The following is a 24506-nucleotide window of genomic DNA, read 5'->3' on the forward strand; positions in this document are numbered from 1 at the left end:
GGTACTGCAGGGGGGACCCTGTGGGAGAGTAGGACGCCGCCGAACAATTTTTCCGGGAAAGCCTCGTGCCATTGGCACGGGGCTTTTCTGCGTTCCGGACCGGATACGAGGGAAGGCAGAAGGGCGCCCCTCCCACCCCTGTGCTCCTGTCGGCAGAAGCTGGGGGTAAGGTCAGGAGGCATCATTGGCACGTTCTTCACAGGAGGCCCCCGGGTGGAGGTCCAGGAGACTCGGGTCCAGACGGACCGGGTCCTCACCATCCCCAACATCCTCAGCATGGCTCGCCTGGTCGGCGTACCGCTCTTCCTGTGGCTGATCCTCCGCCCCGTGTTCGGTGGGCCCAACAGTGACGGCTGGGCCCTGCTGGTGCTGATGCTCAGCGGCATCAGCGACTACCTCGACGGCAAGCTCGCCCGACGGTGGAACCAGATCAGCAGCCTCGGCCGGCTCCTGGACCCGGCGGCTGACCGTCTCTACATCCTTTCCACCCTTCTCGGGCTCACGTGGCGGGAGATCCTGCCGCTCTGGCTCACCGCGGCCCTTCTCGCCCGGGAGCTGATGCTGCTCGTGATGGTGGCCATCCTGCGCCGCCACGGCTATCCGCCCCCGCAGGTCAACTTCCTCGGGAAAGCTGCAACCTTCAACCTCATGTACGCGTTCCCCTTGTTGCTGCTCAGCGACGGGAGTGGTTGGCTGGCTGTACTGGCCGCCGTTTTCGGATGGGCGTTCGCAGGATGGGGTACAACGCTCTATTGGTGGGCAGGAATCCTCTATGTGGTTCAGGTCCGCCGACTCGTAAGGCGGAAGCAGTAGCCGATTGAGCCCGTTGATGCGGTGCCGCGCAGTGTGGCCGGCCCGCGGACGATGTCTTGAATGACGCTCTGACGGGTGATCTCGGCTAACCGTCGTCTCTAGGAGGACGTTTCCGACATGAAGGCCGTCGTGATGGCTGGTGGTGAAGGCACACGCCTTCGCCCCATGACCTCGAGCATGCCCAAGCCGCTCCTGCCCGTGGCCAATCGGCCGATCATGGAGCATGTCCTGCGGTTGCTCAAGCGGCATGGGCTCAATGAAACAGTGGTGACCGTCCAATTCCTCGCCTCCCTGGTCAAGAACTACTTCGGGGACGGGGAGGAGCTCGGGATGGAGCTCACCTATGCCAACGAGGAGAAGCCACTCGGCACCGCTGGCAGCGTGAAGAACGCCGAGGAGGCGCTGAAGGACGACACCTTCCTCGTCATCTCCGGCGACGCGCTCACCGACTTCGATCTCACTGACCTCATCGCCTTCCACAAGGAAAAGGGCGGCCTCGTCACGGTCTGCCTCACCAGGGTTCCCAATCCACTGGAATTCGGGATCACCATCGTGGACGAGAACGGTCAGGTCGAGCGCTTCCTGGAGAAGCCGACCTGGGGCCAGGTCTTCTCGGACACCGTGAACACGGGCATTTACGTGATGGAGCCCGAGGTCTTCGACTACGTGCAGGCGGACACCTCCGTCGACTGGTCGGGCGACGTCTTCCCCCAGCTGATGAAGGAGGGGAAGCCGATCTACGGCTACATCGCCGAGGGCTACTGGGAAGACGTCGGCACGCACGAGAGCTACGTCAAGGCCCAGGCGGACGTCCTGGAGCGCAAGGTGGACGTGGAGCTGGACGGCTTCGAGATCTCGCCCGGCGTCTGGGTGGCCGAGGGCGCGGAAGTCCACCCCGACGCCGTCCTGCGCGGTCCGCTGTACATCGGTGACTACGCCAAGGTCGAGGCGGATGCTGAGATCCGCGAGCACACGGTGGTCGGATCGAACGTCGTCGTCAAGACCGGGGCCTTCCTCCACAAGGCCGTGGTGCACGACAACGTCTACATCGGGCAGCACAGCAACCTCCGCGGCTGCGTGGTCGGCAAGAACACCGACATCATGCGTGCGGCCCGGATCGAGGACGGCGCCGTCATCGGCGACGAGTGCCTGGTCGGCGAGGAGTCGATCGTCCAGGGCAACGTACGGGTGTACCCGTTCAAGACGATCGAGGCCGGTGCGTTCGTCAACACCTCGGTGATCTGGGAGTCGCGGGGGCAGGCGCACCTCTTCGGAGCGCGCGGGGTCTCCGGAATTCTCAACGTCGAGATCACCCCGGAACTGGCGGTCCGCCTGGCGGGGGCCTACGCCACGACCCTGAAGAAGGGGTCCACGGTCACGACTGCCCGCGACCACTCCCGTGGGGCTCGCGCACTCAAGCGCGCCGTCATCTCGGCCCTCCAGGCCAGCGCCATCGACGTCCGTGACCTGGAGAACGTCCCGTTGCCGGTGGCCCGGCAGCAGACAGCCCGGGGCAGCGCGGGCGGCATCATGATCCGTACGTCACCCGGTGTGCCGGACTCGGTCGACATCATGTTCATCGACGAGCGCGGAGCGGACCTCTCGCAGGCACAGCAGCGCAAGCTCGACCGGGTCTACGCGCGGCAGGAGTACCGCAGGGCGTTTCCCGGCGAGATCGGGGACCTGCACTTCCCGTCCAGCGTCTTCGACTCGTACACCGGCTCACTGCTGCGGAACGTCGACGTCGAGGGCATCGCGGACTCCGGCCTCAAGGTCGTCGTCGATGCCTCCAACGGCAGTGCCGGGCTCGTGCTGCCCAGCCTCCTCGGCCGCCTCGGGGTGGACGCCCTGACGATCAACCCCGGGCTCGACGAGTCGCGGCCCACCGAGTCAGCCGAGAGCCGACGGGCGGGACTCGTGCGGCTGGGGGAGATCGTGTCCTCGGCGCGCGCCGCCTTCGGTGTGCGGTTCGACCCGGTGGGCGAGCGGCTCTCGCTCGTCGATGAACTGGGCCGCATCATCGAGGACGACCGCGCCCTGCTGGTCCTCCTCGATCTCGTCGCCGCCGAGCGGCGCAGCGGCCGTGTCGCGCTGCCCGTCACCACGACGCGGGTCGCCGAGCAGGTCGCCGCCTACCACGGCACCCAGGTGGAATGGACGACCACCTCGCCCGACGACCTCACCCGGGTGGGCCGCGAGGAGACCACCATCTTCGGGGGAGACGGGCGCGGAGGGTTCATCGTTCCCGAATTCAGCAGCGTCTTCGACGGGACCGCAGCCTTCGTCCGGCTCATCGGACTCGTCGCACGCACCCAGCTCACGCTGAGCCAGATCGACGCCCGCATCCCCCGGGCCCACGTCCTGCGGCGTGATCTGGCGACGCCCTGGGCCGTCAAGGGGCTCGTGATGCGCCGGGTCGTCGAAGCGGCCGGCGACCGAAGCGTGGACACCACCGACGGGGTCCGCGTGGTCGAGGCGGACGGCCGGTGGGTCATGGTGCTGCCCGACCGGGCCGAAGCCGTCACCCATCTGTGGGCGGAGGGCCCGGACGACGCGTCGGCGCAGGCGCTGCTCGACGAGTGGTCCGCGGTCGTGGACAGCGCGGGCGACTGACGAGCCCGGCAGGGTGTGCCGGAACCCCCTCCCCGGGGCGTTCCGGCACACCGGTGGGGCCATTCGGCGGCAGCCGTGGTGACGTGCGACGATGTGCGGCATGTCGCAGCAGTCCCCCGATCGGAGCACCGCCACCCGGCCCGCGCGCCCCGACGCGTCCATGTCGCTGCTGAACAACGTGATGGACCACAGCCTCGACGACGGGTACGCGGAGGCCGCGGCGCGCCGCCGGGAGGAGGGCCGCGAGGGCCTGCCCCGCACGCTCAGGTCGAAGCTCTGGCTGGCGGCCGGCCTGGTCGTGGCCGCACTCGTGGTCACCCTCGGCGCCGCAGAGGCACGTATCTCGGCACCGGTCGTCGCCAAGGAGCGCGAGGAGCTGATCGACCGCATCGACGCGGAGACGAAGACGGCGGACACGCTGGAGTCGGAGGTCGACGAACTCCGTGCCGATGTGAGCGAGCGCCAGCGCAAGGCCCTGGAACGGCACGGTGGTGACCAGGGCGAGCTGGTGGCGCTGCTGGCCGGAGCGACGCCCGTCGAGGGGCCGGGCGTCAAGCTCGTCGTCGACGACGCCAAGAGCACCGACCAGGGCGGCGGAGGCCCGAGAGAGTCCACCAGCTTCTCCGACACCGGTCGGGTGCGGGACCGGGACATGCAGCGTGTCGTCAACGGGCTGTGGGAATCCGGTGCTGAGGCCATCGCCATCAACGGGCAGCGGCTGACGCAGCTGTCGGCCATCCGGGCGGCCGGTGACGCCATACTGGTCGACAACAGACCGCTCGTGCCGCCGTACACGGTGCTGGCGGTGGGGAACGGGAAGAGGCTCGCCAACGTGTTCCGCGACAGCGCGGACGGGCAGTATCTGAACGCGCTGAAGGAGAGCTTCGACATCCGCACCAGCATGTCCGACCAGGAGAAGCTGCGGCTCCCGGCCGCGCCGAGTCTGATCGTCCGTACAGCAGAGCCGAAGGCCGCCGGCAGAGGTGCGGCAGACACAGGGAAGGGCACATCGTGATCGCCGTACTGGGCCTCGTCGTGGGAGTCGTGGCCGGACTGCTGGTTCGCCCCGAAGTGCCGGCGGTGGTCGAGCCCTATCTCCCGATCGCGGTGGTGGCCGCCCTCGACGCCGTCTTCGGCGGGCTGCGGGCGATGCTCGACGGCATCTTCGTCGACAAGGTCTTCGTGGTCTCCTTCCTGTCCAACGTGGTGGTGGCCGCGCTGATCGTCTTCCTCGGCGACAAACTGGGCGTGGGCGCGCAGCTCTCCACCGGTGTCGTCGTGGTGCTCGGCATCCGGATCTTCTCCAACGCCGCGGCCATCCGCCGGCACGTCTTCCGGGCGTGAGGCCGATGAACCACGACGACGCACCTCGCAGCGAACAGCCCGACCCCGGCGCGTCCGCCGCTCCCGAGCGCGCTGTCCCCCCGCCCGCGGCCGAGGAGGTCTCGGGACGCCAGAGGCTGTTGGCAGGCCTGTGGCCGCCCCGGCTGAGCCGGGCTCAACTCGTCGTCGCCCTGCTGCTGTTCGGGCTCGGCCTGGGGCTCGCCATCCAGGTGCGGTCGACCAACGACGACAGCGCGTTGCGGGGAGCCCGCCAGGAGGACCTGGTCCGTATCCTCGACGAGGTCGACGACCGGACCGAGCGTCTGGAGGACGAGAAGCAGCGCCTGGACGACCAGCGCACCGAGCTGGAGAACAGCTCCGACCAGGCAGAGGAGGCCCGGAAGCAGACGTTGGAGAAAGAGCGTCAGCTCGGCATCCTCGCGGGCACGGTGGCGGCCCACGGCCCCGGGATCACCCTGACCATCACCGACCCCGCTGGGGCCGTCGCGCCCGACATGCTGCTCGACGCCCTCCAGGAGCTGCGGGCGGCGGGCGCCGAGGCGATCCAGGTCAACGGTGTGCGGGTGGTGGCCAACACGTATTTCTCCGGCGACGGCGGTGACGTGCAGGTGGACGGGCAGAAGATCGAAGCGCCGTACACCTTCACGGTGATCGGGAAGCCGCAGGACCTGGAGCCCGCCCTCAACATCCCCGGCGGGGTGGTCCAGACACTGGAGAAGGAGCAGGCCACGGTGGTGGTGGAACGGTCCGACGACATCGTCGTGGACGCCTTGCGACGAGCGCAGCGGCCTGACTACGCTCGGTCGTCATCCCCGTGAACCGGGGGAGTGTTCGGACCGGTGGACCGGGTCGGACGGTTGCGGGGGGTCGGCGCACCGGATTGGTGGTGCGTGGTGGAAACTGTCGAGTGGATACGGACGTTGTGAAGATGTCCGGGTCGGCAGGTGTGTTCATGAGAGGTTCGTCCTGCCCCACGGGCGGGTCTATGTCGGTCAAGGGGAATCGCCCGTGAAGTTGTTTGCGAAGTTGTTCGGGAAGAGCGCACGCGAGGACAGCAACAGTGCTGCCCGCCACCGTGCTCCGCGCCATGGTCAAGGCGAGGCGCAGGAGGCGGAGCGCCCGCTCTTCCGCGATGAGGTGCCCGGAGCCCCGGGTGCCCCCGGCGTGTCGTCTGTTGACCCTGCCGGTGCCGGGCGCATAGGTTTCGGCGCACCATCAGCCGCGGGTGAGGGTGGTGGGACCACCCCGGAGGGCGCGTCGATGCCGGTCTGTGCGAGGTGCGGCCATCGCAACGCGGAGGCCAGCCGGTTCTGCTCCAACTGCGGTACGCCGCTGCGGGGCGGCGTTCCCGAGCGCGCCTCGGAGACGACGTCGACGATCTCCATCTCCGGCCTTGAGGCGTACGAGGCGGAGGCGACGGGGCAGACGGCTCTGCCGTCGCTCTCCCCGGAGGCCCAGGCGGCCGTCGACGCGCTGCCCGGAGGTTCCGCGCTGCTCGTCGTGCGCCGCGGCCCGAACTCCGGGAGCCGCTTCCTGCTCGACAGCGACCTGACGACCGCCGGGCGCCACCCGCAGAGCGACATCTTTCTCGACGACGTGACCGTGTCGCGCCGTCATGTGGAGTTCCGCAGGAGTCCGGAAGGTAGCTTCACCGTGGGTGACGTCGGCAGCCTCAACGGCACCTACGTCAACCGTGAGCGCATCGATGCGGTCCAGCTGTCCAACGGCGACGAAGTCCAGATCGGAAAGTACCGCCTGGTCTTCTATGCGAGCCCGCGGGGCGTGTGACCCGCCCCCGGACGATGTCCGGGGGGACCCCCAGGAAGGCCCATGCTGCGAACACCGACAGGCGGTGCCGGTCACGGCACCGCCTCCGCGGAAGCGCGCTCGATGAGCATCGGTACCGTGCTCATCCAGCTGCGCGACGAGTTTCCCGAAGTGACCATCTCCAAGATCCGGTTCCTGGAGGCCGAAGGGCTGGTCGAGCCGCAGCGCACTCCTTCCGGCTACCGGAAGTTCTCCGCCCGCGATGTGGAGCGGTTGGCTCAGGTGCTGCGCATGCAGCGGGACCACTACCTGCCGCTCAAGGTCATCCGGGAGCATCTGGACGCCCTGGCGCGGGGGGAGCAGCCGGCTCTTCCCTCGCCGGGAGGCCAGCGAGACCTGGGCGAGGGGGCCTGGGAGAACGGACCGGGCGCCACGACCGCCGCGCGGATCGGACGCTCCGAGCTGCTGGCGGCGGCCGAGGTGGACGAGGACCGGCTGGCGGAATGGGAGTCCTACGGGCTGGTCACCCCTGCCCCGGACGGCGGCTACGACGCCGAGACGGTGACCGTGGCGAAGCTGGTCGCGGATCTGGGGCGATTCGGTCTCGAACCGCGGCACCTTCGAGCCATGCGCGCCTCCGCCGACCGTGAGGCGGGACTGGTCGAACAGGTGGTCGCGCCCCTGCGACGGCACCGTAATCCGCAGACCAGAGCCCATGCGGAGACCATGGCCAACGAGCTTGCCGAGCTCTCCGTCCGGCTGCACGCGGCACTCGTCCAGACGTCTCTGCGGAGCCGTCCGCACTGATCCCGAAGAGCCCCGACTACCCAAACATGGCGAGCACGTCCTAGGGTTGCTGTGTGAACGAGCTCGACGTTGTCGGTGTCCGGGTGGAAATGCCCTCCAACCAACCGATCGTTCTCCTGCGTGAAGTGGGAGGCGACCGGTACCTCCCCATTTGGATCGGTCCCGGGGAGGCGACCGCGATCGCCTTCGCCCAGCAGGGCATGGCTCCGGCCAGACCGCTGACCCATGACCTGTTCAAGGATGTGCTCGAGGCCGTGGGCCAGGAGCTCACGGAAGTGCGCATCACGGACCTTCGCGAAGGGGTCTTCTACGCGGAACTCGTCTTCGCCAGCGGAGTGGAGGTGAGCGCCCGGCCGTCCGACGCCATAGCGCTCGCCCTGCGGACCGGCACGCCGATCTACGGCAGTGACGGAGTGCTGGACGACGCGGGTATCGCGATCCCCGACGAGCAGGAGGACGAGGTGGAGAAGTTCCGCGAATTCCTCGATCAGATCTCACCGGAGGACTTCGGTTCCAGCAGCCAGTGACCCGTCCCGCAGGGTGTCGTCAGCGCATCCGAAAAGCCCTTCCCGGAAATGAGACACGGGAAACCACCCTCAGGGTGATTATCACTCGGCGTGCCGAGTGTGGCGATCGTTGACGCACCCCGAGTGACTGCCTACCTTCGAGTGGGCAGGTCAAGGACGGAGGTCGGCGTGAGAATCAGCGGCGACGGTATGGCGGCGGGTGGGCCGTATCCGCAGCACGGCAGTGGGGCCGACCACGCCATCAGGCAGCCGGTTCCGCCGGCCGCGGTGGCGGCGGACGGCGTGGCAGCGGCCGGCGACATCGGCTATCGCGGGCCGACGGCGTGCGCGGCGGCGGGGATCACCTACCGCCAGCTCGACTACTGGGCGCGCACGGGCCTGGTCGAGCCGAGCGTGCGGCCGGCCTACGGGTCGGGGACCCAGCGTCTCTACAGTTTCCGGGACGTGGTCCTCCTCAAGATCGTCAAACGGTTCCTGGACACCGGTGTCGCTCTGCAGAACATCCGCACGACGGTTCAGCACCTGAGAGCCCGGGGCTTCCAGGACCTGGAGCGCATGACGTTGATGAGCGACGGGGCCACGGTCTACGAGTGCTCCTCGCCCGACGAGGTCGTCAGCCTGCTCCAGGGCGGTCAGGGCGTGTTCGGTATCGCTGTCGGCGTCGTCTGGCGGGATGTCGACGTGGCGCTCTCCCAGCTCCACGGCGAGCGGGTCGACACCGGCGAGACGCTGATCGGCCACAATCCCGCCGACGAACTGGCGCGGCGGCGCAACAGGGCCGGCTGAGCGGGTCCTGAGACGGACCAGCGGACCGGGACCGCCCGGCGCCCTCCGGGGCGTCGGGCAGCCCCGTTGTCAGTGCCGTAGGGCAGCATCGACGGTGTGAGACCCGTGCCGACCATTCTCCATCTGGACATGGACGCCTTCTACGCCTCCGCGGAGCAGGCGGCCAAGCCGAGCCTGCGCGGCAAGGCGGTCGTGGTGGGCGGTCTCGGACCCCGGGGCGTGGTCGCCACGGCCTCCTACGAGGCGCGCCGCTTCGGGGTGCACTCGGCGATGCCCACGGCCCAGGCCCGACGTCTCGCGCCGAACGCCGCCTACCTGGTGCCCCGCTTCTCGCTGTACCGGGCCGTGAGCGACCAGGTGATGGAGCTCCTGGGGCGTCTCTCGCCTCTGGTGGAGCCGCTGAGTCTGGACGAGGCGTTCGTCGATCTGGAGGCCGGGGGGACGGCCGACGACGCGGAGTCGGCCCGTGCCGCGGGGGAGGGGCTGCGCAAGGCCATCCGGGCGGTGACGGGCCTGAGCGGGTCCGTCGGCCTCGCCGGTTCCAAGATGCTGGCCAAGATCGCGTCCGAGCAGGCCAAACCGGACGGACTGCTGCTCATCGAACCGGGCACGGAGCGAGAGCTGCTGGCCCCCATGTCCGTCCGCGTCCTGCCCGGGGTCGGCCCGGCCACCGGCGACCACCTCCGGCGCGCGGGCATGAGCACCGTCCACGATCTGGCCGAGGCGGGCGAGGCGGAGCTCGTACGGCTGGTCGGCAAGGCCCACGGCCACGGGCTCTTCCGGATGGCCCTGGGACTCGACGACCGGCCGGTCGTCGCCGAGCGGGATGCCAAGTCCGTGTCGGTGGAGGACACCTTCGACATGGACCTGCACGACCGCGTGCGGGTGCGGGCCGAGGTGGAGCGTCTGGCGGTGCGGTGCGTGGAGCGGCTGCGCGCCGCCGACCGGTCGGGCCGCACCGTGGTGCTGAAGGTCCGCCGCTACGACTTCTCCACGCTGACGCGTTCCGAGACCCTCAGAGGCCCCACGGACGACCCCACCGTGGTCCGTGAGGCCGCCGGGCGGCTTCTGGAGTCCGTCGACACCACCGGGGGCGTACGGCTCCTGGGCGTCGGTGTCACGGGGCTCGCCGACTACACCCAGGAGGACCTGTTCGCCCAGGCCGCCGATGCCCGGGAGCTGGCGCGGCGCTCGCGTGAACCGCAGCCGCCCCGGTCGGGCGGAGAGACTGCCGGGGGCGAGGAGCCCGCCACGGAGGAGGGCGGCCGGGAGGGCGAGGAGCTGCTCGCGGCCCGGCGCTGGCCCGCCGGCCACGACGTGCGCCACGAGGAGCACGGGCACGGCTGGGTGCAGGGCAGCGGCGTCGGCCGGGTCACCGTCCGGTTCGAGGAGCCGTGGGGCGCGCCCGGCCGGGTCGCCACCTTCCGCACCGACGATCCGCGACTGCGCCCCGCCGACCCGCTGCCGCTCGTCCGGGAGCCGGACGACTACTCCTCCTGGCCCGCAAGACGCCCGAAGTCGCGGTCGGGCCCCGGTTCCTGTGAGGGCGGCGAGTCCAGCCCGTAATGCCGGTAGAGCTGGAGCTCCTGTTCGGGCGAGAGGTGCCGTCCGACGCCGAAGTCCGGCGCGCCCCTGATCAGCGAGCGGTCGAAGGGGACGCGGAGCGCGTCCTCGGTGAACTCGCTGGGCTCCAGGGGCACGAAGGCGTCCCTGCTGAACAGTCCGGTGCGCACGGCCGCCCACTCGGGGACGCCCGTCGCGTCGTCGAGATAGACCTCATCCACCGTTCCGATCTTGGCGCCCTTGCGATCGAATGCCTTGCGGCCGATCAGGCGGCGCGGATCGATGTCGCTCTGCACGGTGCCTCCCACTGGTCGCCACGTCTCCGGGGCGCGGTCCCTGACGCCCACCAGCCCCACACAAGTGCAGATGCGGGGTGTCGGCCACTCGAGAGCTCCGGCCCAGTGGCCGCTGGTAGGCTGGCGTATGGCTGCTGACCCCGTGCGGGAGAGTCCTCCGGCGGGTCCGGAGGCGCCGAAGGAGCAACTCCTCCCCGGAATCTCTCAGGCCCCCGTACCGCACGGATGAGGTCACTCTGGAAAGCAGGGCGGTTCCGTGCGGGCGCAGGCCCGGACGGACTCGACCCTCACCGACGGTGAAAGTCGGCACGCCTCCGGGCGGGCCGGTGAAGCTCTCAGGTTGAGATGACAGAGGGGGAGGCCGTCCGGGCACCCACGCCGCGGTGCCCCTCGCAGGTCGTGACAGACCAGGAGGCCTCCACCATGACCCCCCGTCGCACTCCGCTCGCCCAGCTGGAGCAGGGCATTTTGTTCGAGCAGCGCCACATAGGGCCCGACGCCGAGGCCCAGGCGAAGATGCTCGCCCAGGTCGGTTACGGCTCCCTCGACGAGCTCACCGCCGCCGCGGTGCCCGACGTGATCAAGAGCGCGGAGGCCCTGAACCTTCCCTCGGCGCGCAGCGAGGCGGACGTCCTGGCCGAGCTGCGGTCACTGGCCGACCGCAACCAGGTGCTCGCCCCGATGATCGGCCTCGGCTACTACGGCACGTTCACGCCGCCCGTGATCCTGCGCAACGTCATGGAGAACCCCGCTTGGTACACGGCCTACACGCCGTACCAGCCGGAGATCTCCCAGGGTCGCCTGGAGGCCCTGCTGAACTTCCAGACGATGGTCGCCGAGCTGACCGGGCTGCCCACCTCAGGCGCCTCGCTGCTCGACGAGGGCACCGCGGCCGCCGAGGCCATGGCTCTGTCCCGGCGGGTCGGCAAGGTGAAGAAGGGCGTCTTCCTGGTCGACGCCGACACCCTGCCGCAGACCGTCGCGGTGATCGAGACCCGCGCCGAGCCCACCGGCGTCGAGGTCGTCGTCGCCGACCTGAGCGAGGGCATCCCCGCCGAGGTCGCCGAGCGCGGCGTCTTCGGCGTGCTGCTCCAGTACCCGGGCGCCTCCGGCGCCGTGCGCGCCATCGAGCCCGTCATCGAGCAGGCCCACGAGCTCGGCGCGATCGTCACCGTCGCCGCGGACCTGCTGGCCCTGACGCTGCTCGCCTCGCCCGGAGCGCTCGGCGCCGACATCGCGGTCGGCACCACCCAGCGCTTCGGCGTCCCGATGGGCTTCGGCGGCCCGCACGCCGGCTTCATGGCGGTCCGCGACACGTTCGCCCGCAGCCTCCCGGGCCGTCTCGTCGGCGTATCCGTCGACGCCGACGGCAACAAGGCGTACCGCCTGGCCCTCCAGACCCGCGAGCAGCACATCCGCCGGGAGAAGGCCACCAGCAACATCTGCACCGCGCAGGTGCTCCTCGCCGTCATGGCCGGGATGTACGCCGTCTACCACGGCCCCGAGGGGCTGCGGACGATCGCCCGGCGCACCCACCGCTTCGCCGCGATCCTGGCCGAGGGGCTGCGCGCGTCCGGGGTCGACGTCGTGCACGGGGCGTTCTTCGACACGCTGACCGTGCGGGTGCCGGGCAAGGCGGCGGCCGTCGTCGCGGACGCCCGGGAGCGGGGCGTCAACCTGCGCCTCGTCGACGCCGACCACGTCTCCGTCGCCTGCGACGAGACCACCGCCCGCACGCAGGTAGCCGCCGTCTGGGCCGCCTTCGGGGCCGATGGCGACATCGAGGCGCTGGACGCCGCGGTGGCCGACGCGCTGCCCGTGGGGCTGTTGCGCGGCGACGACATCCTGACGCACCCGGTCTTCCACCAGTACCGCTCCGAGACCGCGATGCTGCGCTACCTGCGCAAGCTCGCGGACCGGGACTACGCGCTGGACCGCGGCATGATCCCGCTCGGCTCCTGCACGATGAAGCTGAACGCGACCGCCGAGATGGAGTCGATCACCTGGCCCGAGTTCGGCGCGCTGCACCCCTTCGCCCCCGCCGAGCAGGCACAGGGCTTCCTCACGCTCATCCGCGAGCTGGAGGAGCGCCTGGCGGAGGTCACCGGCTACGACGCCGTGTCCATCCAGCCCAACGCGGGATCGCAGGGCGAGTTCGCCGGACTGCTGGCCGTCCGGGCCTACCACCGGGCCAACGGTGACGACCAGCGCACCGTCTGCCTGATCCCCTCGTCCGCGCACGGCACCAACGCCGCCAGCGCCGTCATGGCGGGCATGAAGGTCGTGGTGGTGAAGACCGCCGACGACGGCGAGGTCGACATCGCGGACCTGCGGGCCAAGATCGAGCAGTACCGCGACGAGCTGGCCGTGCTCATGATCACCTACCCCTCCACCCACGGGGTCTTCGAGGAGCACGTCGCCGACATCTGCGGTGAGGTGCACGACGCGGGCGGTCAGGTCTACGTCGACGGCGCCAACCTCAACGCGCTGGTCGGGCTCGCCAAGCCCGGCAAGTTCGGCGGCGACGTCTCGCACCTGAACCTGCACAAGACCTTCTGCATCCCGCACGGCGGCGGCGGCCCCGGCGTCGGCCCCGTCGGCGTCCGCTCACACCTCGCCCCCTACCTGCCCAACCACCCCCTCCAGCCCGGTGCGGGCCCGGAGACCGGGGTGGGGCCTATCTCGGCCGCTCCCTGGGGCTCGGCGGGCATCCTGCCGATCTCATGGGCGTACGTCCGTCTGATGGGCGGCGAGGGGCTCAAGCGCGCCACGCAGGTGGCCGTGCTGGCCGCGAACTACATCGCCAAGCGTCTTGAGCCGCACTTCCCGATCCTGTACAACGGCCCGGCCGGGCTGGTCGCGCACGAGTGCATCGTGGACCTGCGGCCGCTCGCCAAGGCGACCGGAGTCTCCATCGACGACGTGGCCAAGCGTCTGATCGACTACGGCTTCCACTCGCCGACGATGTCGTTCCCGGTGGCGGGCACGCTGATGATCGAGCCGACCGAGAGCGAGGACCTCGCGGAGCTCGACCGTTTCTGCGACACCATGATCGCGATCCGTGCGGAGATCGAGAAGGTCGCCACCGGCGAGTGGGACGCGGACGACAACCCGCTGCGCAACGCCCCGCACACGGCGGCGGCGCTCGGCGGCGACTGGGAGCACGGCTACAGCCGTGAGGAGGCCGTCTTCCCGACCGGTGTGGCCGCGGCGGACAAGTACTGGCCGCCGGTGCGCCGGATCGACGGGGCCTTCGGCGACCGCAACCTGGTGTGCTCCTGCCCGCCGCTGGACGCGTACGACAGCTGAACCGCCTGTCGCAGGGCGTGCGCCGCGGTCGGCGCGCGCCGGGCAGGCGCCGGGGCCGGTACGGGGACCTCTCCGGGCCGGCCCCTGCTCGTGCGGTCGCGGTCAGGCGGCCTCCACCACGCGCCCGACCGCCAGGGGCGTCCGGTGCGGCGCGATGATCTGCCCGTCCGGCAGCAGTTCGCCCGTGTCCTCGAAGAGCAGGACGCCGTTGCACAGCAGGCTCCAGCCCTGTTCGGGATGGTGGGCCGTCAGACGGGCGGCCTCCCGGTCGGGGGAGTCGGCGGTGGGGCAGGGTGGCTGGTGCTGGCACATGGAGGGGTTCTTTCGCTGTGTCGAGTCGTGAGTCCTGCGGCTGGATGAGCTGTTCATGGCCGCCCCCGTATCAGTCGGTCGTGTCCCAGTCTTGCCCCCCGGGGACGATTCCGCAGGGATTTCGCCGCAGCTCCCGTCCCCCTTCCGTGATGCGTCACCCGCGCGGGCGGTCCACCGCAACTGCACTGTCCCTTTGGGGGGTTCGGGGTGACCGGACCGGGCTAGTCCGAGTGGGCAGCGCACGGCCCCCGCGGTGTCCCGTTCCCTGGGCCCGTGCGCGGGCGGAGCGGGTCGCCGTGGGGGCCGGCGGGCCGTGGCCGTGGTGGTTCAGGCCGAGCTGAGCAGCGGCCCGGGGTCCACGCGGAGCGAGATGACGGGAAGCAGATCGGCGACCCGGTGCGGGCGGTGGGCGATGATGCCCGGCGGAGCCGGTGCCAGTGGCACCAGGATGTCCGTCGGTGCGAGGACACCGTCGGCGGCGTCGGCCCCGCTGTCGCCGTGCAGCCAGAGCGTGAGCATGTACAGCTCCGGGATGGACAGCAACCGGGCCTGGCAGTCGGCGGTCGAGGACTCCGCCTGCCGGACGGCCAGCTCGGTCGAGGCGAGGTAGGGGCCCTCGAAGAAGTGTGAGAACGCCCAGCCGTCGGGGGTGAGCACGGTGTCCGCCGCGGCCACGGAGCGTCCCTCGCTCCGGATCAGGAAACGCCAGGCCGCGAGGCGTGTCAGCGGCGCCGAACGGCCCGGAGCGGTCCGGCTCAGCACGTGCACGGGAAGCGGTAGTTCGGGGCTCAGCGGTCCCTGGACGGATCGGAGAGCGGATGTTCTGGCCTCGCGGACTGCGGTGGGTGAACCGAGGGCCGTGAGAACACTGCGCAGGGCCGGCGCGGGAGCCGGGGGGACATGCAGCGGCATAGTGGGTCGCCTCTCACTCGGGAGACACGGTGACGCTTGGGCGGGTGCAGACAACGCTGTCGGCATGCGGGGCCGGAGCCGGCCGGTGACGGGCGAATCGCGTCGACTCGCTACCTCGTCCAGCGGAGTTTATATGACGCTTGTTCACGCGGCGTTTCCGGTAGCAGTCGGGGGTATTTCGCACAAGGAGCCATCCGGACTTCACATCACGGCTTTTCGGGTGAAGTGCTCCGCCCTTTTCGTGGCTGGCCTGGCGTCCTGTCGATGGCACGGTAGGCCGAAAATCGTCACTGATTTCGTCGCGCACCGTTCGGTCGAAAATTCCACTGACTCGTGCCATGGGAATGTGCCTGTGGTCTCCGTCACCCAGACTACCGGGTGTCGCGGGCCCGCGGGGGCGTTACGGATCACTCCCGCTGGGCATTATCGATCGTGATGCGAGCGGCCTGGGTCGCGGGCCGCCACTGGAGGAGGGACCCCTCGATGGGGGAGAAGGTCGCCGCAGGAGCCGTTGACCTGGCCGATCGGCAGGAGTACCGCGCCAAGCTCGGCCAGTGCCTGGAAGGGCTGGGCAGACTCCTGGCGGAGCGGAGGTTCGACCGTCCGCGCAACCTGATGGGTCTGGAGATCGAATTGAATCTCGCGGGCTCCGACGGCATGCCCCGCATGTTGAACAAGCAAGTGCTCCAGCGCATTGCGAGCCGGGATTTCCAGACCGAACTGGGGATGTTCAACCTCGAAGTGAATATTGTTCCGCACCGCCTCGGTGGCCGGGTTTTCGATCAGCTCGCGGAGGAGTTGCGGACGGGCCTCGCCTATGCACACCGGAAGGCCGGCGAGGTGGATGCCGGGATCGTGATGATCGGAATCCTCCCCACCCTGGGCCAACAGGACGTGGTGTCGGCGAACCTTTCGGACGTGGACCGCTACACCCTGCTCAACGACCAAATGGCCGCGGCCCGGGGGGAGGATTTCGCCCTGGACATCGAAGGCGTGGAGCGCCTCGTCTGCACCTCCCCCTCGATCGCCCCGGAATCGGCCTGCACCTCGGTGCAGCTGCACCTGCAGGTGACGCCCGCCCGGTTCGCCGACGTGTGGAACGCGGCGCAGGCGGTCGCCGCCGTCCAGATCGCGCTGGGCGCCAACGCCCCCTTCCTGTTCGGCAAGGAGTTGTGGCGGGAGTCCCGGCCGCCGCTGTTCCAGCAGGCCACCGACGTACGGCCGCCGGAGCTGGTCAACCAGGGGGTGCGGCCGAGGACCTGGTTCGGGGAGCGCTGGATCAGCTCCGCCCACGAGCTGTTCGAGGAGAACCTGCGGTTCTTCCCCCCGCTGCTGCCCATCTGCGACGAGGAGGACCCCCTGAAGGTCCTCGACGAGGGCGGGGTGCCCGAACTGGCCGAACTGGTCCTGCACAACGGCACGGTCTACCGCTGGAACCGCCCGGTGTACGGGGTCGCCGGCGGGGTCCCCCACCTGCGTGTGGAGAACCGGGTGCTGCCCGCCGGGCCGACGGTCACCGACGTGATCGCCAACGCCGCGTTCTACTACGGGCTGGTACGGGCGCTGGCCGAGGAGTCCCGGCCGGTGTGGAGCCGACTGCCGTTCGAGGCCGCCGCCGAGAACTTCACCGAGGCCTGCCGCCACGGGATCGACGCCGAGCTGCTGTGGCCGCGGCCCGGCCGCTCCGGCGGGCTGGCCAGGGTCCCGGCCGTACAGCTCGTGCGGGAGGAGCTCTTGCCGCTCGCCGCAGCGGGGCTGGACGCCTGGCACATCGAACCCGTGGACCGGGACCGCTACCTCGGCGTGATCGAGGAGCGCTGCAAGCGGCGCGTCAATGGGGCCTCCTGGCAGGTCGCCACGTACTACCGGGCCCGGGAGGCGGGCCTCGGGCGGGAGGCTGCGCTCGCGGCCACCACCCGTCGCTACGCCGAGCTGATGAACGCCGGAGAGCCGGTGCACACCTGGCCGGTGGGCTTCCCCGCGCCCTGAGCTCCGCCGAGCCACGGCGGTCGCCCCCGCCCTGTCACGCATGATCTTCTTACCCGTGTCCTAGGCCCCGGCCGGACGGCGGGCGGGACGAGACGCGATGGCAGAACCGAAGGCGGGTGGACAGGTGGAAGCGGGCCGCATGGCTGATGCATTTCCTCAGGAGGCCGTGTCGCGGCGGACGTTGCGGCACGAGACGCTGCTGGTCCTGGCGCTCTCCCTGGGGGCCAGCGGGGTGTCGGCCCTCATCAGTTTCGTAGGATCGCTGACGAGACCGGGGGGGCTCCAGGACCAGGCGGCGACGCTCAACGGCTCGTACGCTCCGGGCCGCCCATGGCTCGATCTGGCCTGGCAGATGTTCGGAATCGCGACAGCTCTGGTGCCGGTGGCACTCGTGGCGCATCTGCTCATCAGGGAGGGGGCCGGTCTTCGCGCCATCGGGTTCGACCGCACGAGACCCTGGTCCGACCTCGGCCGCGGCACCCTGATCGCGGCGGGAATCGGCAGCGCCGGGCTCGCCTTCTACCTCGTCGCCAGGGCCACCGGATTCAACCTGACGGTCGTCCCGGAGTCCCTGCCCGACGTCTGGTGGAAGTTCCCCGTGCTGATCCTCTCCGCGGTGCAGAACTCCGTGGTGGAGGAGGTCATCGTCGTCGGGTACCTGCTGCGCAGGCTCGGCGGGCTCGGGTGGACGCCGATGGCCGCGCTGGCGGCCAGCTCCGTGCTGCGCGGTTCCTACCATCTGTACCAGGGCATCGGCGGTTTCATCGGCAACGTGGTGATGGGCGTCGTCTTCGTGCTCCTCTACCGGCGCTGGGGGCGGGTGGGGCCGCTCGTCGTCGCGCACACCCTCCTGGACATCGGTGCTTTCGTCGGATACGCCCTGCTCGCCGGCCGGGTGGACTGGCTGCCGACGCCCTGACCTGGGCCGGCGCCCCTCGCAGGGCGCCGACCGCGTACGCGGAGCGGGCACGGGCGGGGTCAGAGCGAGGTGAGCAGCTCGCCGTCGATGACGGTGACGGCGGCGCCGGTGAGCAGGGTGCGTTCGCCGCGCAGCGCGGTGCGCACCAGGCCGGACCGGGACGAGGCCTGGAGCCCGGTGAGGTCGTCGCGGCCCAACCGGGCCGACCAGAACGGGGCCAGCGCGGTGTGGGCGCTGCCGGTCACCGGGTCCTCGTCGATGCCGAGGGCGGGGAAGAAGCAGCGCGAGACGTAGTCGTAGCCGCGGGCGGGGTCCTCGGCCGCGGCGGTGGCGATGACACCGCGGCGGGAGTGGGCCGCCAGGGCCGCCAGGTCCGGCACGAGCGCCCGTACGGTCGCTTCGTCCCGCACCTCGACGAGCAGGTCGCCGATGTGCTCCCCGGTGCCGTGCGCCGACACGGGCTCGGTGCCGAGCGCCGCGGCGAGCCCGTCCGGCACCGGCTCGTCGACGAGCGGGGAGGTGGGGAACTCCAGGGTCAAGGCGCCGTCCGGGCGGGCGGTGGCGGTCAGCACCCCGCAGCGCGCGGCGAAGCGCACCGGTCCGGCGGCCCGCCCTGTGGGGTGAAGGACGTGGGCGGTGGCGAGCGTCGCGTGCCCGCACATGCCGACCTCGGCGGTGGGGGTGAACCAGCGCAGCGCCCAGTCGGCCGCGCCGCCGCTCGGCAGCGGGTGGGCGAACGCCGTCTCGGAGAGGTTGAGTTCGGCGGCGATCTCCTGGAGGCGCTCGGCGTCAGGGAAGGCGTCGGCCTCCAGCAGCAGGACGCCCGCGGGGTTGCCGGAGAAGGGGCGGTCGGTGAACGCGTCGACGATACGAATTCTCATGCGCCGACCGTAGAGCGCCGGTGTGGCGGCGGACCAAGGCCAATACGAGGCGTCTGGCCCCTTCCCCCGTCCGCGGCCCGCGCGTGCACGGCGTGGCCCGGGCCCGTATGCCGCGGCCTCCCCGCGTACGGTGCGGCCGGGCGGACCGGCTCCAGGGGCGCCGAGGCCCCGTGCACCCGAGCTGCCTTGGCCGGTGGGGACCGTGACCCGCTCACGCGCCCGTGGCTTGAGCACCGCGGTGTCGAAGCGGTCCGACGCGCCGGGGCGGGCCTCGCCGTGCCAGTGGAAAGCGGCCCGGAACAGGTCGGCGGGCAGGGCGTCGTCCGGTGCGTACACCCGGTAGACGTACTCCGGGCCGTCCTGGGCGAGCAGTGCGACCAACCAGAACACCCGTTCCTGCCCTCCGGTCCCTTTCCTGCGTGCTCGGCATGAGGACGACTCCGCAGGCCTCGTGGTCGCCCCTGGGTGCGGCGCAAGGCGGCGCGCCCCCACGGTGCCACCGTTCTGCGCCCCGGCGCGATCTCATCCCCAAGGATGAGGGGGCGCTGAGGCGCGCCCAACTTCTGTGGGACGTGTGCATGGGCCCCTCGGCGATGTGTCCGCGCCCCGGGACTGATGGGGTGGCAGGTGTGCAGAACCGGACGCCGTGGATGCCCGAACAGCCCGCACCGAACCGCCCCCGACACGATGCCCGCCTCACCGCGGAGCTGGCGTCGGTGGTGACGGCTGCCCGCAGACGTGCGCTGCGCGACCGCGACCGGCAGGTCGACACCGCCCACCTCCTGCACTCGCTGATCGAGACGGACCCCGCCGTCCGCGAAACCTTCGACGGAAGCCCGCAACTGGCCAGGGTCCTCGGATACCTCGTGCTGCGCAGTATCGGTTACGGGCTCCGCTGGCAGGGCTCGGTCGAGGACTCCGGGGCCGTCGCGGTCGCGCGGGAACCGGCCGCCGACGGCTGGTCGCCCTCGGCCCTCGCCGCCATGGAGGACGCGCTGCGCCGTGCGCGGCTGCGCGGCGCGGCGCGTGCCGGCGGTCTCGACCTGCTGGCCGCGCTGGTCACCGACGCCGAATGCCGAGCGGTGGACGTGCTGGCAGGCGCGGGGGTGGACGCCGGGTGGCTGGCGGGCCGCGCGGCACGGTGTGCGGGCGAGGCGTCCCGGTCGGCGTGAGGGGCCGGGTGCGTCGGCGGGGCCCGGCGCAGGCGTCGCGTCCGGTGGGGCGGGGGAGGCGTCCGGGCGGGCCGTCTCGACAGGCGTCACCAGGGTGACGGTCCTGTCGACTGCTGTCATGATGTGCCGATGCACGCGTCTTCGGGGTTGCAGGGCAGAAGCGCCGGCCTGGGGCTCGCCCTTGCCTCGGCCTTTGCGTTCGGCGGTTCCGGAGTGGCGGCCAAGCCGCTGATCGAAGCGGGGCTCGACCCGCTCCACGTGGTCTGGCTACGGGTCGCCGGGGCCGCTCTGATCATGCTGCCCGTCGCCTGGCGGCACCGGAACCTCGTACGCGAACGCCCCGCCCTGCTGGCGGGGTTCGGACTGTTCGCCGTGGCCGGGGTGCAAGCCTGCTACTTCGCCGCGATCTCCCGGATTCCCGTCGGAGTGGCGCTCCTCGTCGAGTACCTGGCGCCCGCGCTGGTCCTCTGCTGGGTCCGCTTCGTCCAGCGGCGGCCCGTCACCCGGGCCGCCGCGCTCGGCGTGGTCCTGGCCGTCGGCGGCCTCGCGTGTGTCGTCGAGGTCTGGGCCGGGCTCGGCTTCGATCTCCTCGGGCTGCTGCTCGCCCTGGGCGCCGCCTTCTGCCAGGTCGGCTATTTCGTCCTCTCCGACCACCGCGGGCCGAGCGGCCGAGGCGACGGGTGTGAGGACACCGTGCCCCCGGACCCCGTCGGCGTCATCGCCTACGGCCTGCTCGTCGGCGCGGCGGTTCTCACCGCCGTGGCGCGCCCGTGGGGCATGGACTGGTCGCTGCTCGGCGGCAGCGCCGACATGAACGGCGACGCGATCCCCGCCTGGCTGCTGCTCGGCTGGATCGTGCTCCTCGCCACCGTGCTCGCGTACGTCACCGGGGTCGTCTCGGTCCGTCTGCTCTCGCCCCAGGTGGCCGGGGTCGTGGCCTGCCTCGAAGCGGTCATCGCGACGGGCCTGGCCTGGGTGCTGCTGGGCGAGCACCTCTCCCCGCCTCAGCTCATCGGCGGCCTCGTGGTCCTGACCGGCGCGTTCATCGCCCAGTCCACCGCGCCCAAGCCGCCGTCCGGGCCGGTCGCGGCCGGGGCGGCCGCGTCGGCCGCGACCGCAGAGGAGGAGTTGTCCGCCGACCGGGCCCCGCATTAGTGTGCCGGTCATGCATCTGACTGTGCTGCCGCCGCCCGCCGACTAGCGCGGGCGGCGACTCCTGACGAAGACCGGGCTCGGGCAGTCCCCGAGCGGCTCGTCGCTGCCCGCGTGCGCGGCCGAGCGACCACCATCCTGTCTTCTTCTGGAGCACTCCTATGTCCCTCTCCGCATCCGCTCTGCCCGTCGGGCGGAGCCTGCTGTATCTCGCCGTTGCCGGAATCGCATGGGGCACCGCGGGCGCGGCCGCCTCCCTGGTCTTCCGGGTCAGCGATCTCGGCCCCCTCGCCCTTTCCTTCTGGCGCTGCGCAGGCGGCCTCCTGCTGCTCGCCGGGGCGCTCGTGCTCCGTCCCCGGCGAGCGCTCCGGCAGCCCGAGCCCCGGAGGCGGCGCCTGCTGAGGGTGGTGGGCACGGGGGTCGGTCTCACCCTGTTCCAGAGCTCCTACTTCGCGGCGGTGGAGGTCACCGGTCTCGCGGTCGGCACTGTGGTCACGCTGGGCGCGGGGCCCGTCCTCATCGCCGTCGGCGCGCGGCTGCTGCTGGGCGAACGCCTCGGAAGGCGCGGTCTGGCGGCCGTGGCCGGGGCGCCGGCGGGGCTCGCCGTGCTGGTTCTGGGAGGCGAGGGCGGTGACGTGGTGCCCGCCGGGGTGCTGCTCGCGCTGCTGTCCGCCTCCGGGTACGCGGCGATCACCCTGCTCACCCGATGGCTCGGGCGGGACGGCGGCGGTGGTGACGCGCTGGCCACCAGCGCCTGGGCGTTCGGTGTCGGCGCGGTGGGGCTCCTGCCCATGGCGCTGGCCGAGGGCCTCGTGCCGCACACCGCAGAGACCGCGCGGGTCCTGTGGCTGCTGCTCTACGTGGCCGCTGTTCCCACCGCGCTCGCGTACGCGCTGTACTTCGCGGGCGCGGCCGTTGTCCGCTCGGCCACCGTCTCCGTGATCATGCTCCTCGAGCCGGTGAGCGCGGCGGTCATCGCGGTGACCCTCCTGGGCGAGCGGCTGACGGCGGCCACGGTCGTCGGCACGCTGCTCCTGCTGGCAGCTGTGGCCGGACTGGCCCTGGCCGAGACCCGGGAGGCCGCGGCCGCGCGCCGCGGCGAGGCCGTGGCCGTGTAACGGCCACGGCGGCGGGCGGGCTCGCGGGGCTCCCCGGCCCCGGCCCGCCCGCCCGGGCCCTGACCTCGGCCCGCGCGCGGGCCGTCAGAGCGTGGACAGATAGTCCGGTACGCCGACGGCCGGGTCCAGGTCTTTGGCCGGGACCGGTGTCGCGTGGCCGCGGGTGAGCGGCACGATGCCGGCCCAGTGGGGGAGGCCGAGATCCTCGGGGTCGTCGTTGGGCCCGCCGGTACGGACCTTCGCGGACACCTCGTTCAGGTCCAGCCGGACCACCGCGGTCGCGGCGAGCTCCTTGGCATCGGCCGGCCGGGAGTCCCGGGAGCGTCCCGGGACCGCCTGGTCCACGATCGCGTCCAGGGCGATCCGCCTCTCCTCCGGGTCGGTCACGGTCACCGCGGTCCCGTGCACCACCACGGAGCGGTAGTTCATCGAGTGGTGGAAGGCGGCCCTGGCCAGCACGAGGGCGTCGACGTGGGTGACGGTCAGGCAGACCGCGAGGCCGGGGTCGCCGGCGTTCGCCGACCGCAGCGGGCGCGAGCCCGTCGAGCCGTGGACGTACAGCCGCTCGCCGACCCGGCCGAACAGGGTCGGCAGGACGACCGGTGCGCCGTCGCGGACGAAGCCCAGATGGCAGAGGCAGGCGTCGTCCAGGATCGAGTGGACCAGTTCCCGGTCGTAGGAGGCCCGCTCCCTGGCCCGGGTGGGAACCGTGCGGGCGGTGGGGAGGTAGGGGGCGGATGCGGAACCCACCCGGCCGGACGGTGCGGTGTGCTGCATTTGCCTACTCCATTGCACTAGTGCATAATACTGTTTGTGCTAGAAGAGTATCGGATCAGCGGGCGGCGGGCGTCGGAGATCGCCGCGAGTGTGGAGCGCGGCGTCGGCTCCGGGGACCTCCCACCGGGTCATGTGCTGCCCCCCATGCGGGAGTTGGCGGCCCGGTTGGAGGTCAACCCCAACACCGTGGCCGCCGCCTACCGGACGTTGCGCGAGCGCGGGGTGATCGAGACGGCGGGTCGCCGGGGCAGCCGGGTGCGGCCTGCACCGGCCAGTACCTCGCGCGGCTCCCTGCGGATCGAGGCTCCGCCGGGCGTGCGGGACCTCGGAGAGGGCAACCCCGACCCGGCGCTGCTCCCCGACCTCGGGCCGGCCTTCGCCGCGGCGACCGCCGTCGACGCGCGGGATCACGGGCTGTACGGACAGGACCCGGTCGTCGCGGAGTTCGCCGCGCAGGCCCGCGCCGGGCTGGACGCCGACGGGGTGCCCGCCGGGCCGGTGGCCGTTACCTCCGGCGCCCTCGACGCGATCGAACGGGTGCTCGCGGCGCACCTCAAGCCGGGCGACGCGGTGGCCGTGGAGGACCCGGGCTGGGGCAGTGTGCTCGACCTCGTTCCGGCGCTCGGGCTGCGCGCCGTGCCGGTCGGCGTGGACGACGCCGGCCCGCTGACCGCGGATGTCGAGCGGGCGCTGCGGGCCGGAGCGAGGGCGCTCGTCGTCACGGACCGGGCGCAGAACCCCATCGGTGCGTCGCTGGACGAGCGGCGGGCCCGCGAGCTGCGGACGGTCCTGGCCCGCCACCCGGAGGTGCTGCTCATCGAGGACGACCACGGGCACGCCATTGTCGACCTGCCGCTGCACGCGCTCGGGGGCGTCACGACCCACTGGGCGTTCGTCCGGTCGACGGCCAAGGCATACGGCCCCGACCTGCGGGTGGCCGTGCTCACGGGGGACGCCGTCACGGTCGACCGGGTCACGGGGCGGCAGCGGCTGGGGCCGGGCTGGGTCAGCCGGCTGCTGCAGCGTGCAGTGCTCCACCTGTGGACTTCGGGGGCGGTCGACGTCCGCGCGGTCGCCCGCTCCTACGGCGACCGGAGGAACGCGCTCATCCACGCGCTGGAGGAACGTGGTGTGATCGCGCACGGGCGCAGCGGAATGAACGTGTGGGTCCCCGTCAGCGACGAGACCGGGGCGGTCGCCCGGCTCCTCCACTCGGGCTGGGCTGTAGCCCCGGGCGCCCGTTTCCGGGTGGCCGCGCCCCAAGGCGTGCGGCTCACCGTCTCCGGGTTGACCGCGGCGGACATCGGCCCCCTGGCGGACGCTCTGGCGGCCGCGGCGGGCCCCGCGCGGCCGGTCACCTACGGCTGAGGCGGCCCAAGCCCGCCTCGGCGTGGTGCGCGGGCGTCGGGCCGGACGGTTCGCCGTGGGCCGAGGGGGCCGGTCGTGCCC

General features: G+C 71.5%; 22 protein-coding genes and 1 riboswitch. Of the genes, 17 read left to right on the forward strand and 5 right to left on the reverse strand.

Annotation, left to right across the window (positions count from 1 at the left end; genetic code table 11):
* Positions 1 to 213: 213 nt before the first annotated feature.
* The 10 genes from V9U70_RS11760 to V9U70_RS11805 all read left to right on the forward strand — a co-directional run bounded on the left by V9U70_RS11760 (position 214) and on the right by V9U70_RS11805 (position 10223).
* Complete coding sequence (locus tag V9U70_RS11760; RefSeq protein WP_336674541.1) at positions 214 to 813, forward strand: cardiolipin synthase ClsA; 600 nt, start codon at positions 214 to 216, stop codon at positions 811 to 813.
* A 117-nt stretch (positions 814 to 930) separates the two neighbouring features.
* Entirely contained in the window at positions 931 to 3426 is a 2496-nt protein-coding gene (locus V9U70_RS11765) for a mannose-1-phosphate guanyltransferase (protein WP_336674543.1), read from the forward strand.
* A 100-nt stretch (positions 3427 to 3526) separates the two neighbouring features.
* Positions 3527 to 4441, forward strand: coding sequence for a DUF881 domain-containing protein (locus tag V9U70_RS11770; RefSeq protein ID WP_336674545.1), 915 nt, complete (start codon positions 3527 to 3529; stop codon positions 4439 to 4441).
* Complete coding sequence (locus V9U70_RS11775) at positions 4438 to 4770, forward strand: small basic family protein (RefSeq protein WP_006376801.1); 333 nt, start codon at positions 4438 to 4440, stop codon at positions 4768 to 4770. Before V9U70_RS11770 ends, V9U70_RS11775 begins: the two co-directional genes overlap by 4 nt.
* A 5-nt stretch (positions 4771 to 4775) precedes the next feature.
* Positions 4776 to 5588 carry a DUF881 domain-containing protein gene (locus tag V9U70_RS11780; protein WP_336674549.1) on the forward strand — a complete coding sequence of 271 codons (813 nt, stop codon included), beginning with the start codon at positions 4776 to 4778 and terminating at the stop codon, positions 5586 to 5588.
* Between the two features lie 190 nt (positions 5589 to 5778).
* On the forward strand, positions 5779 to 6558 hold the full coding sequence (locus tag V9U70_RS11785) for an FHA domain-containing protein (protein ID WP_336674551.1): 780 nt from the start codon (positions 5779 to 5781) through the stop codon (positions 6556 to 6558).
* A gap of 42 nt (positions 6559 to 6600) precedes the next feature.
* Positions 6601 to 7344 (forward strand): transcriptional regulator FtsR, encoded by a 744-nt coding sequence (gene ftsR, locus V9U70_RS11790; protein ID WP_336674552.1) that lies wholly within the window; start codon positions 6601 to 6603, stop codon positions 7342 to 7344.
* Between the two features lie 53 nt (positions 7345 to 7397).
* A complete protein-coding gene (locus tag V9U70_RS11795) occupies positions 7398 to 7871 on the forward strand; it encodes a bifunctional nuclease family protein (protein WP_026281837.1) in 474 nt (157 codons plus the stop codon).
* A gap of 189 nt (positions 7872 to 8060) precedes the next feature.
* Positions 8061 to 8657, forward strand: coding sequence for a MerR family transcriptional regulator (locus tag V9U70_RS11800; protein ID WP_419723976.1), 597 nt, complete (start codon positions 8061 to 8063; stop codon positions 8655 to 8657).
* Between the two features lie 96 nt (positions 8658 to 8753).
* Positions 8754 to 10223, forward strand: a complete 1470-nt coding sequence (locus V9U70_RS11805) for a DNA polymerase IV (protein ID WP_336674556.1) — start codon at positions 8754 to 8756, stop codon at positions 10221 to 10223.
* Here V9U70_RS11805 and V9U70_RS11810 read toward each other — a convergent pair.
* Positions 10145 to 10516: a PRC-barrel domain-containing protein gene (locus tag V9U70_RS11810; RefSeq protein WP_336674557.1), complete on the reverse strand. Its 372-nt coding sequence runs from the start codon at positions 10514 to 10516 to the stop codon at positions 10145 to 10147. The genes V9U70_RS11805 and V9U70_RS11810 overlap by 79 nt on opposite strands.
* 135 nt (positions 10517 to 10651) lie before the next feature.
* Positions 10652 to 10746: riboswitch (glycine riboswitch) on the forward strand.
* Positions 10747 to 10939: 193 nt separating this feature from the next.
* On the opposite strand from V9U70_RS11810, the gene gcvP reads away from it, so the two are divergent.
* Positions 10940 to 13825, forward strand: coding sequence for an aminomethyl-transferring glycine dehydrogenase (gene gcvP, locus V9U70_RS11815; protein WP_336674559.1), 2886 nt, complete (start codon positions 10940 to 10942; stop codon positions 13823 to 13825).
* Positions 13826 to 13927: 102 nt separating this feature from the next.
* Here the strand turns inward: gcvP and V9U70_RS11820 are convergent, their stop codons facing one another.
* Together V9U70_RS11820 and V9U70_RS11825 are read right to left on the reverse strand one after the other, a co-directional pair.
* Positions 13928 to 14137: a DUF5999 family protein gene (locus tag V9U70_RS11820; RefSeq protein ID WP_336674560.1), complete on the reverse strand. Its 210-nt coding sequence runs from the start codon at positions 14135 to 14137 to the stop codon at positions 13928 to 13930.
* A gap of 327 nt (positions 14138 to 14464) precedes the next feature.
* Positions 14465 to 15049, reverse strand: a complete 585-nt coding sequence (locus V9U70_RS11825; protein WP_336674562.1) for a hypothetical protein — start codon at positions 15047 to 15049, stop codon at positions 14465 to 14467.
* 483 nt (positions 15050 to 15532) lie between these two features.
* On the opposite strand from V9U70_RS11825, the gene V9U70_RS11830 reads away from it, so the two are divergent.
* Both V9U70_RS11830 and V9U70_RS11835 read left to right on the forward strand, forming a co-directional pair.
* Entirely contained in the window at positions 15533 to 17038 is a 1506-nt protein-coding gene (locus tag V9U70_RS11830; RefSeq protein WP_336674564.1) for a glutamate-cysteine ligase family protein, read from the forward strand.
* A gap of 139 nt (positions 17039 to 17177) precedes the next feature.
* On the forward strand, positions 17178 to 17957 hold the full coding sequence (locus V9U70_RS11835) for a CPBP family intramembrane glutamic endopeptidase (RefSeq protein WP_336674566.1): 780 nt from the start codon (positions 17178 to 17180) through the stop codon (positions 17955 to 17957).
* A gap of 59 nt (positions 17958 to 18016) precedes the next feature.
* On the opposite strand, the gene V9U70_RS11840 is transcribed toward V9U70_RS11835, so the two are convergent.
* Positions 18017 to 18838, reverse strand: a complete 822-nt coding sequence (locus V9U70_RS11840; RefSeq protein ID WP_336674568.1) for a PhzF family phenazine biosynthesis protein — start codon at positions 18836 to 18838, stop codon at positions 18017 to 18019.
* 629 nt (positions 18839 to 19467) lie between these two features.
* On the opposite strand from V9U70_RS11840, the gene V9U70_RS11845 reads away from it, so the two are divergent.
* The 3 genes from V9U70_RS11845 (at position 19468) to V9U70_RS11855 (ending at position 22280) form a co-directional block, all read left to right on the forward strand.
* Positions 19468 to 20010: a Clp protease N-terminal domain-containing protein gene (locus tag V9U70_RS11845; protein ID WP_336674965.1), complete on the forward strand. Its 543-nt coding sequence runs from the start codon at positions 19468 to 19470 to the stop codon at positions 20008 to 20010.
* A gap of 129 nt (positions 20011 to 20139) precedes the next feature.
* A complete protein-coding gene (locus V9U70_RS11850; protein WP_336674570.1) occupies positions 20140 to 21165 on the forward strand; it encodes an EamA family transporter in 1026 nt (341 codons plus the stop codon).
* A 158-nt stretch (positions 21166 to 21323) separates the two neighbouring features.
* Positions 21324 to 22280, forward strand: coding sequence for a DMT family transporter (locus V9U70_RS11855; protein ID WP_336674571.1), 957 nt, complete (start codon positions 21324 to 21326; stop codon positions 22278 to 22280).
* 84 nt (positions 22281 to 22364) lie between these two features.
* Here the strand turns inward: V9U70_RS11855 and V9U70_RS11860 are convergent, their stop codons facing one another.
* A complete protein-coding gene (locus V9U70_RS11860) occupies positions 22365 to 23057 on the reverse strand; it encodes a pyridoxamine 5'-phosphate oxidase family protein (RefSeq protein WP_336674572.1) in 693 nt (230 codons plus the stop codon).
* Positions 23058 to 23093: 36 nt separating this feature from the next.
* On the opposite strand from V9U70_RS11860, the gene V9U70_RS11865 reads away from it, so the two are divergent.
* On the forward strand, positions 23094 to 24425 hold the full coding sequence (locus V9U70_RS11865; protein WP_336674574.1) for an aminotransferase class I/II-fold pyridoxal phosphate-dependent enzyme: 1332 nt from the start codon (positions 23094 to 23096) through the stop codon (positions 24423 to 24425).
* Positions 24426 to 24506 lie beyond the last annotated feature (81 nt).

Origin of the sequence: Streptomyces pratensis (genome assembly GCF_037137275.1) — a bacterium.
Taxonomy (GTDB): domain Bacteria; phylum Actinomycetota; class Actinomycetes; order Streptomycetales; family Streptomycetaceae; genus Streptomyces; species Streptomyces pratensis_B.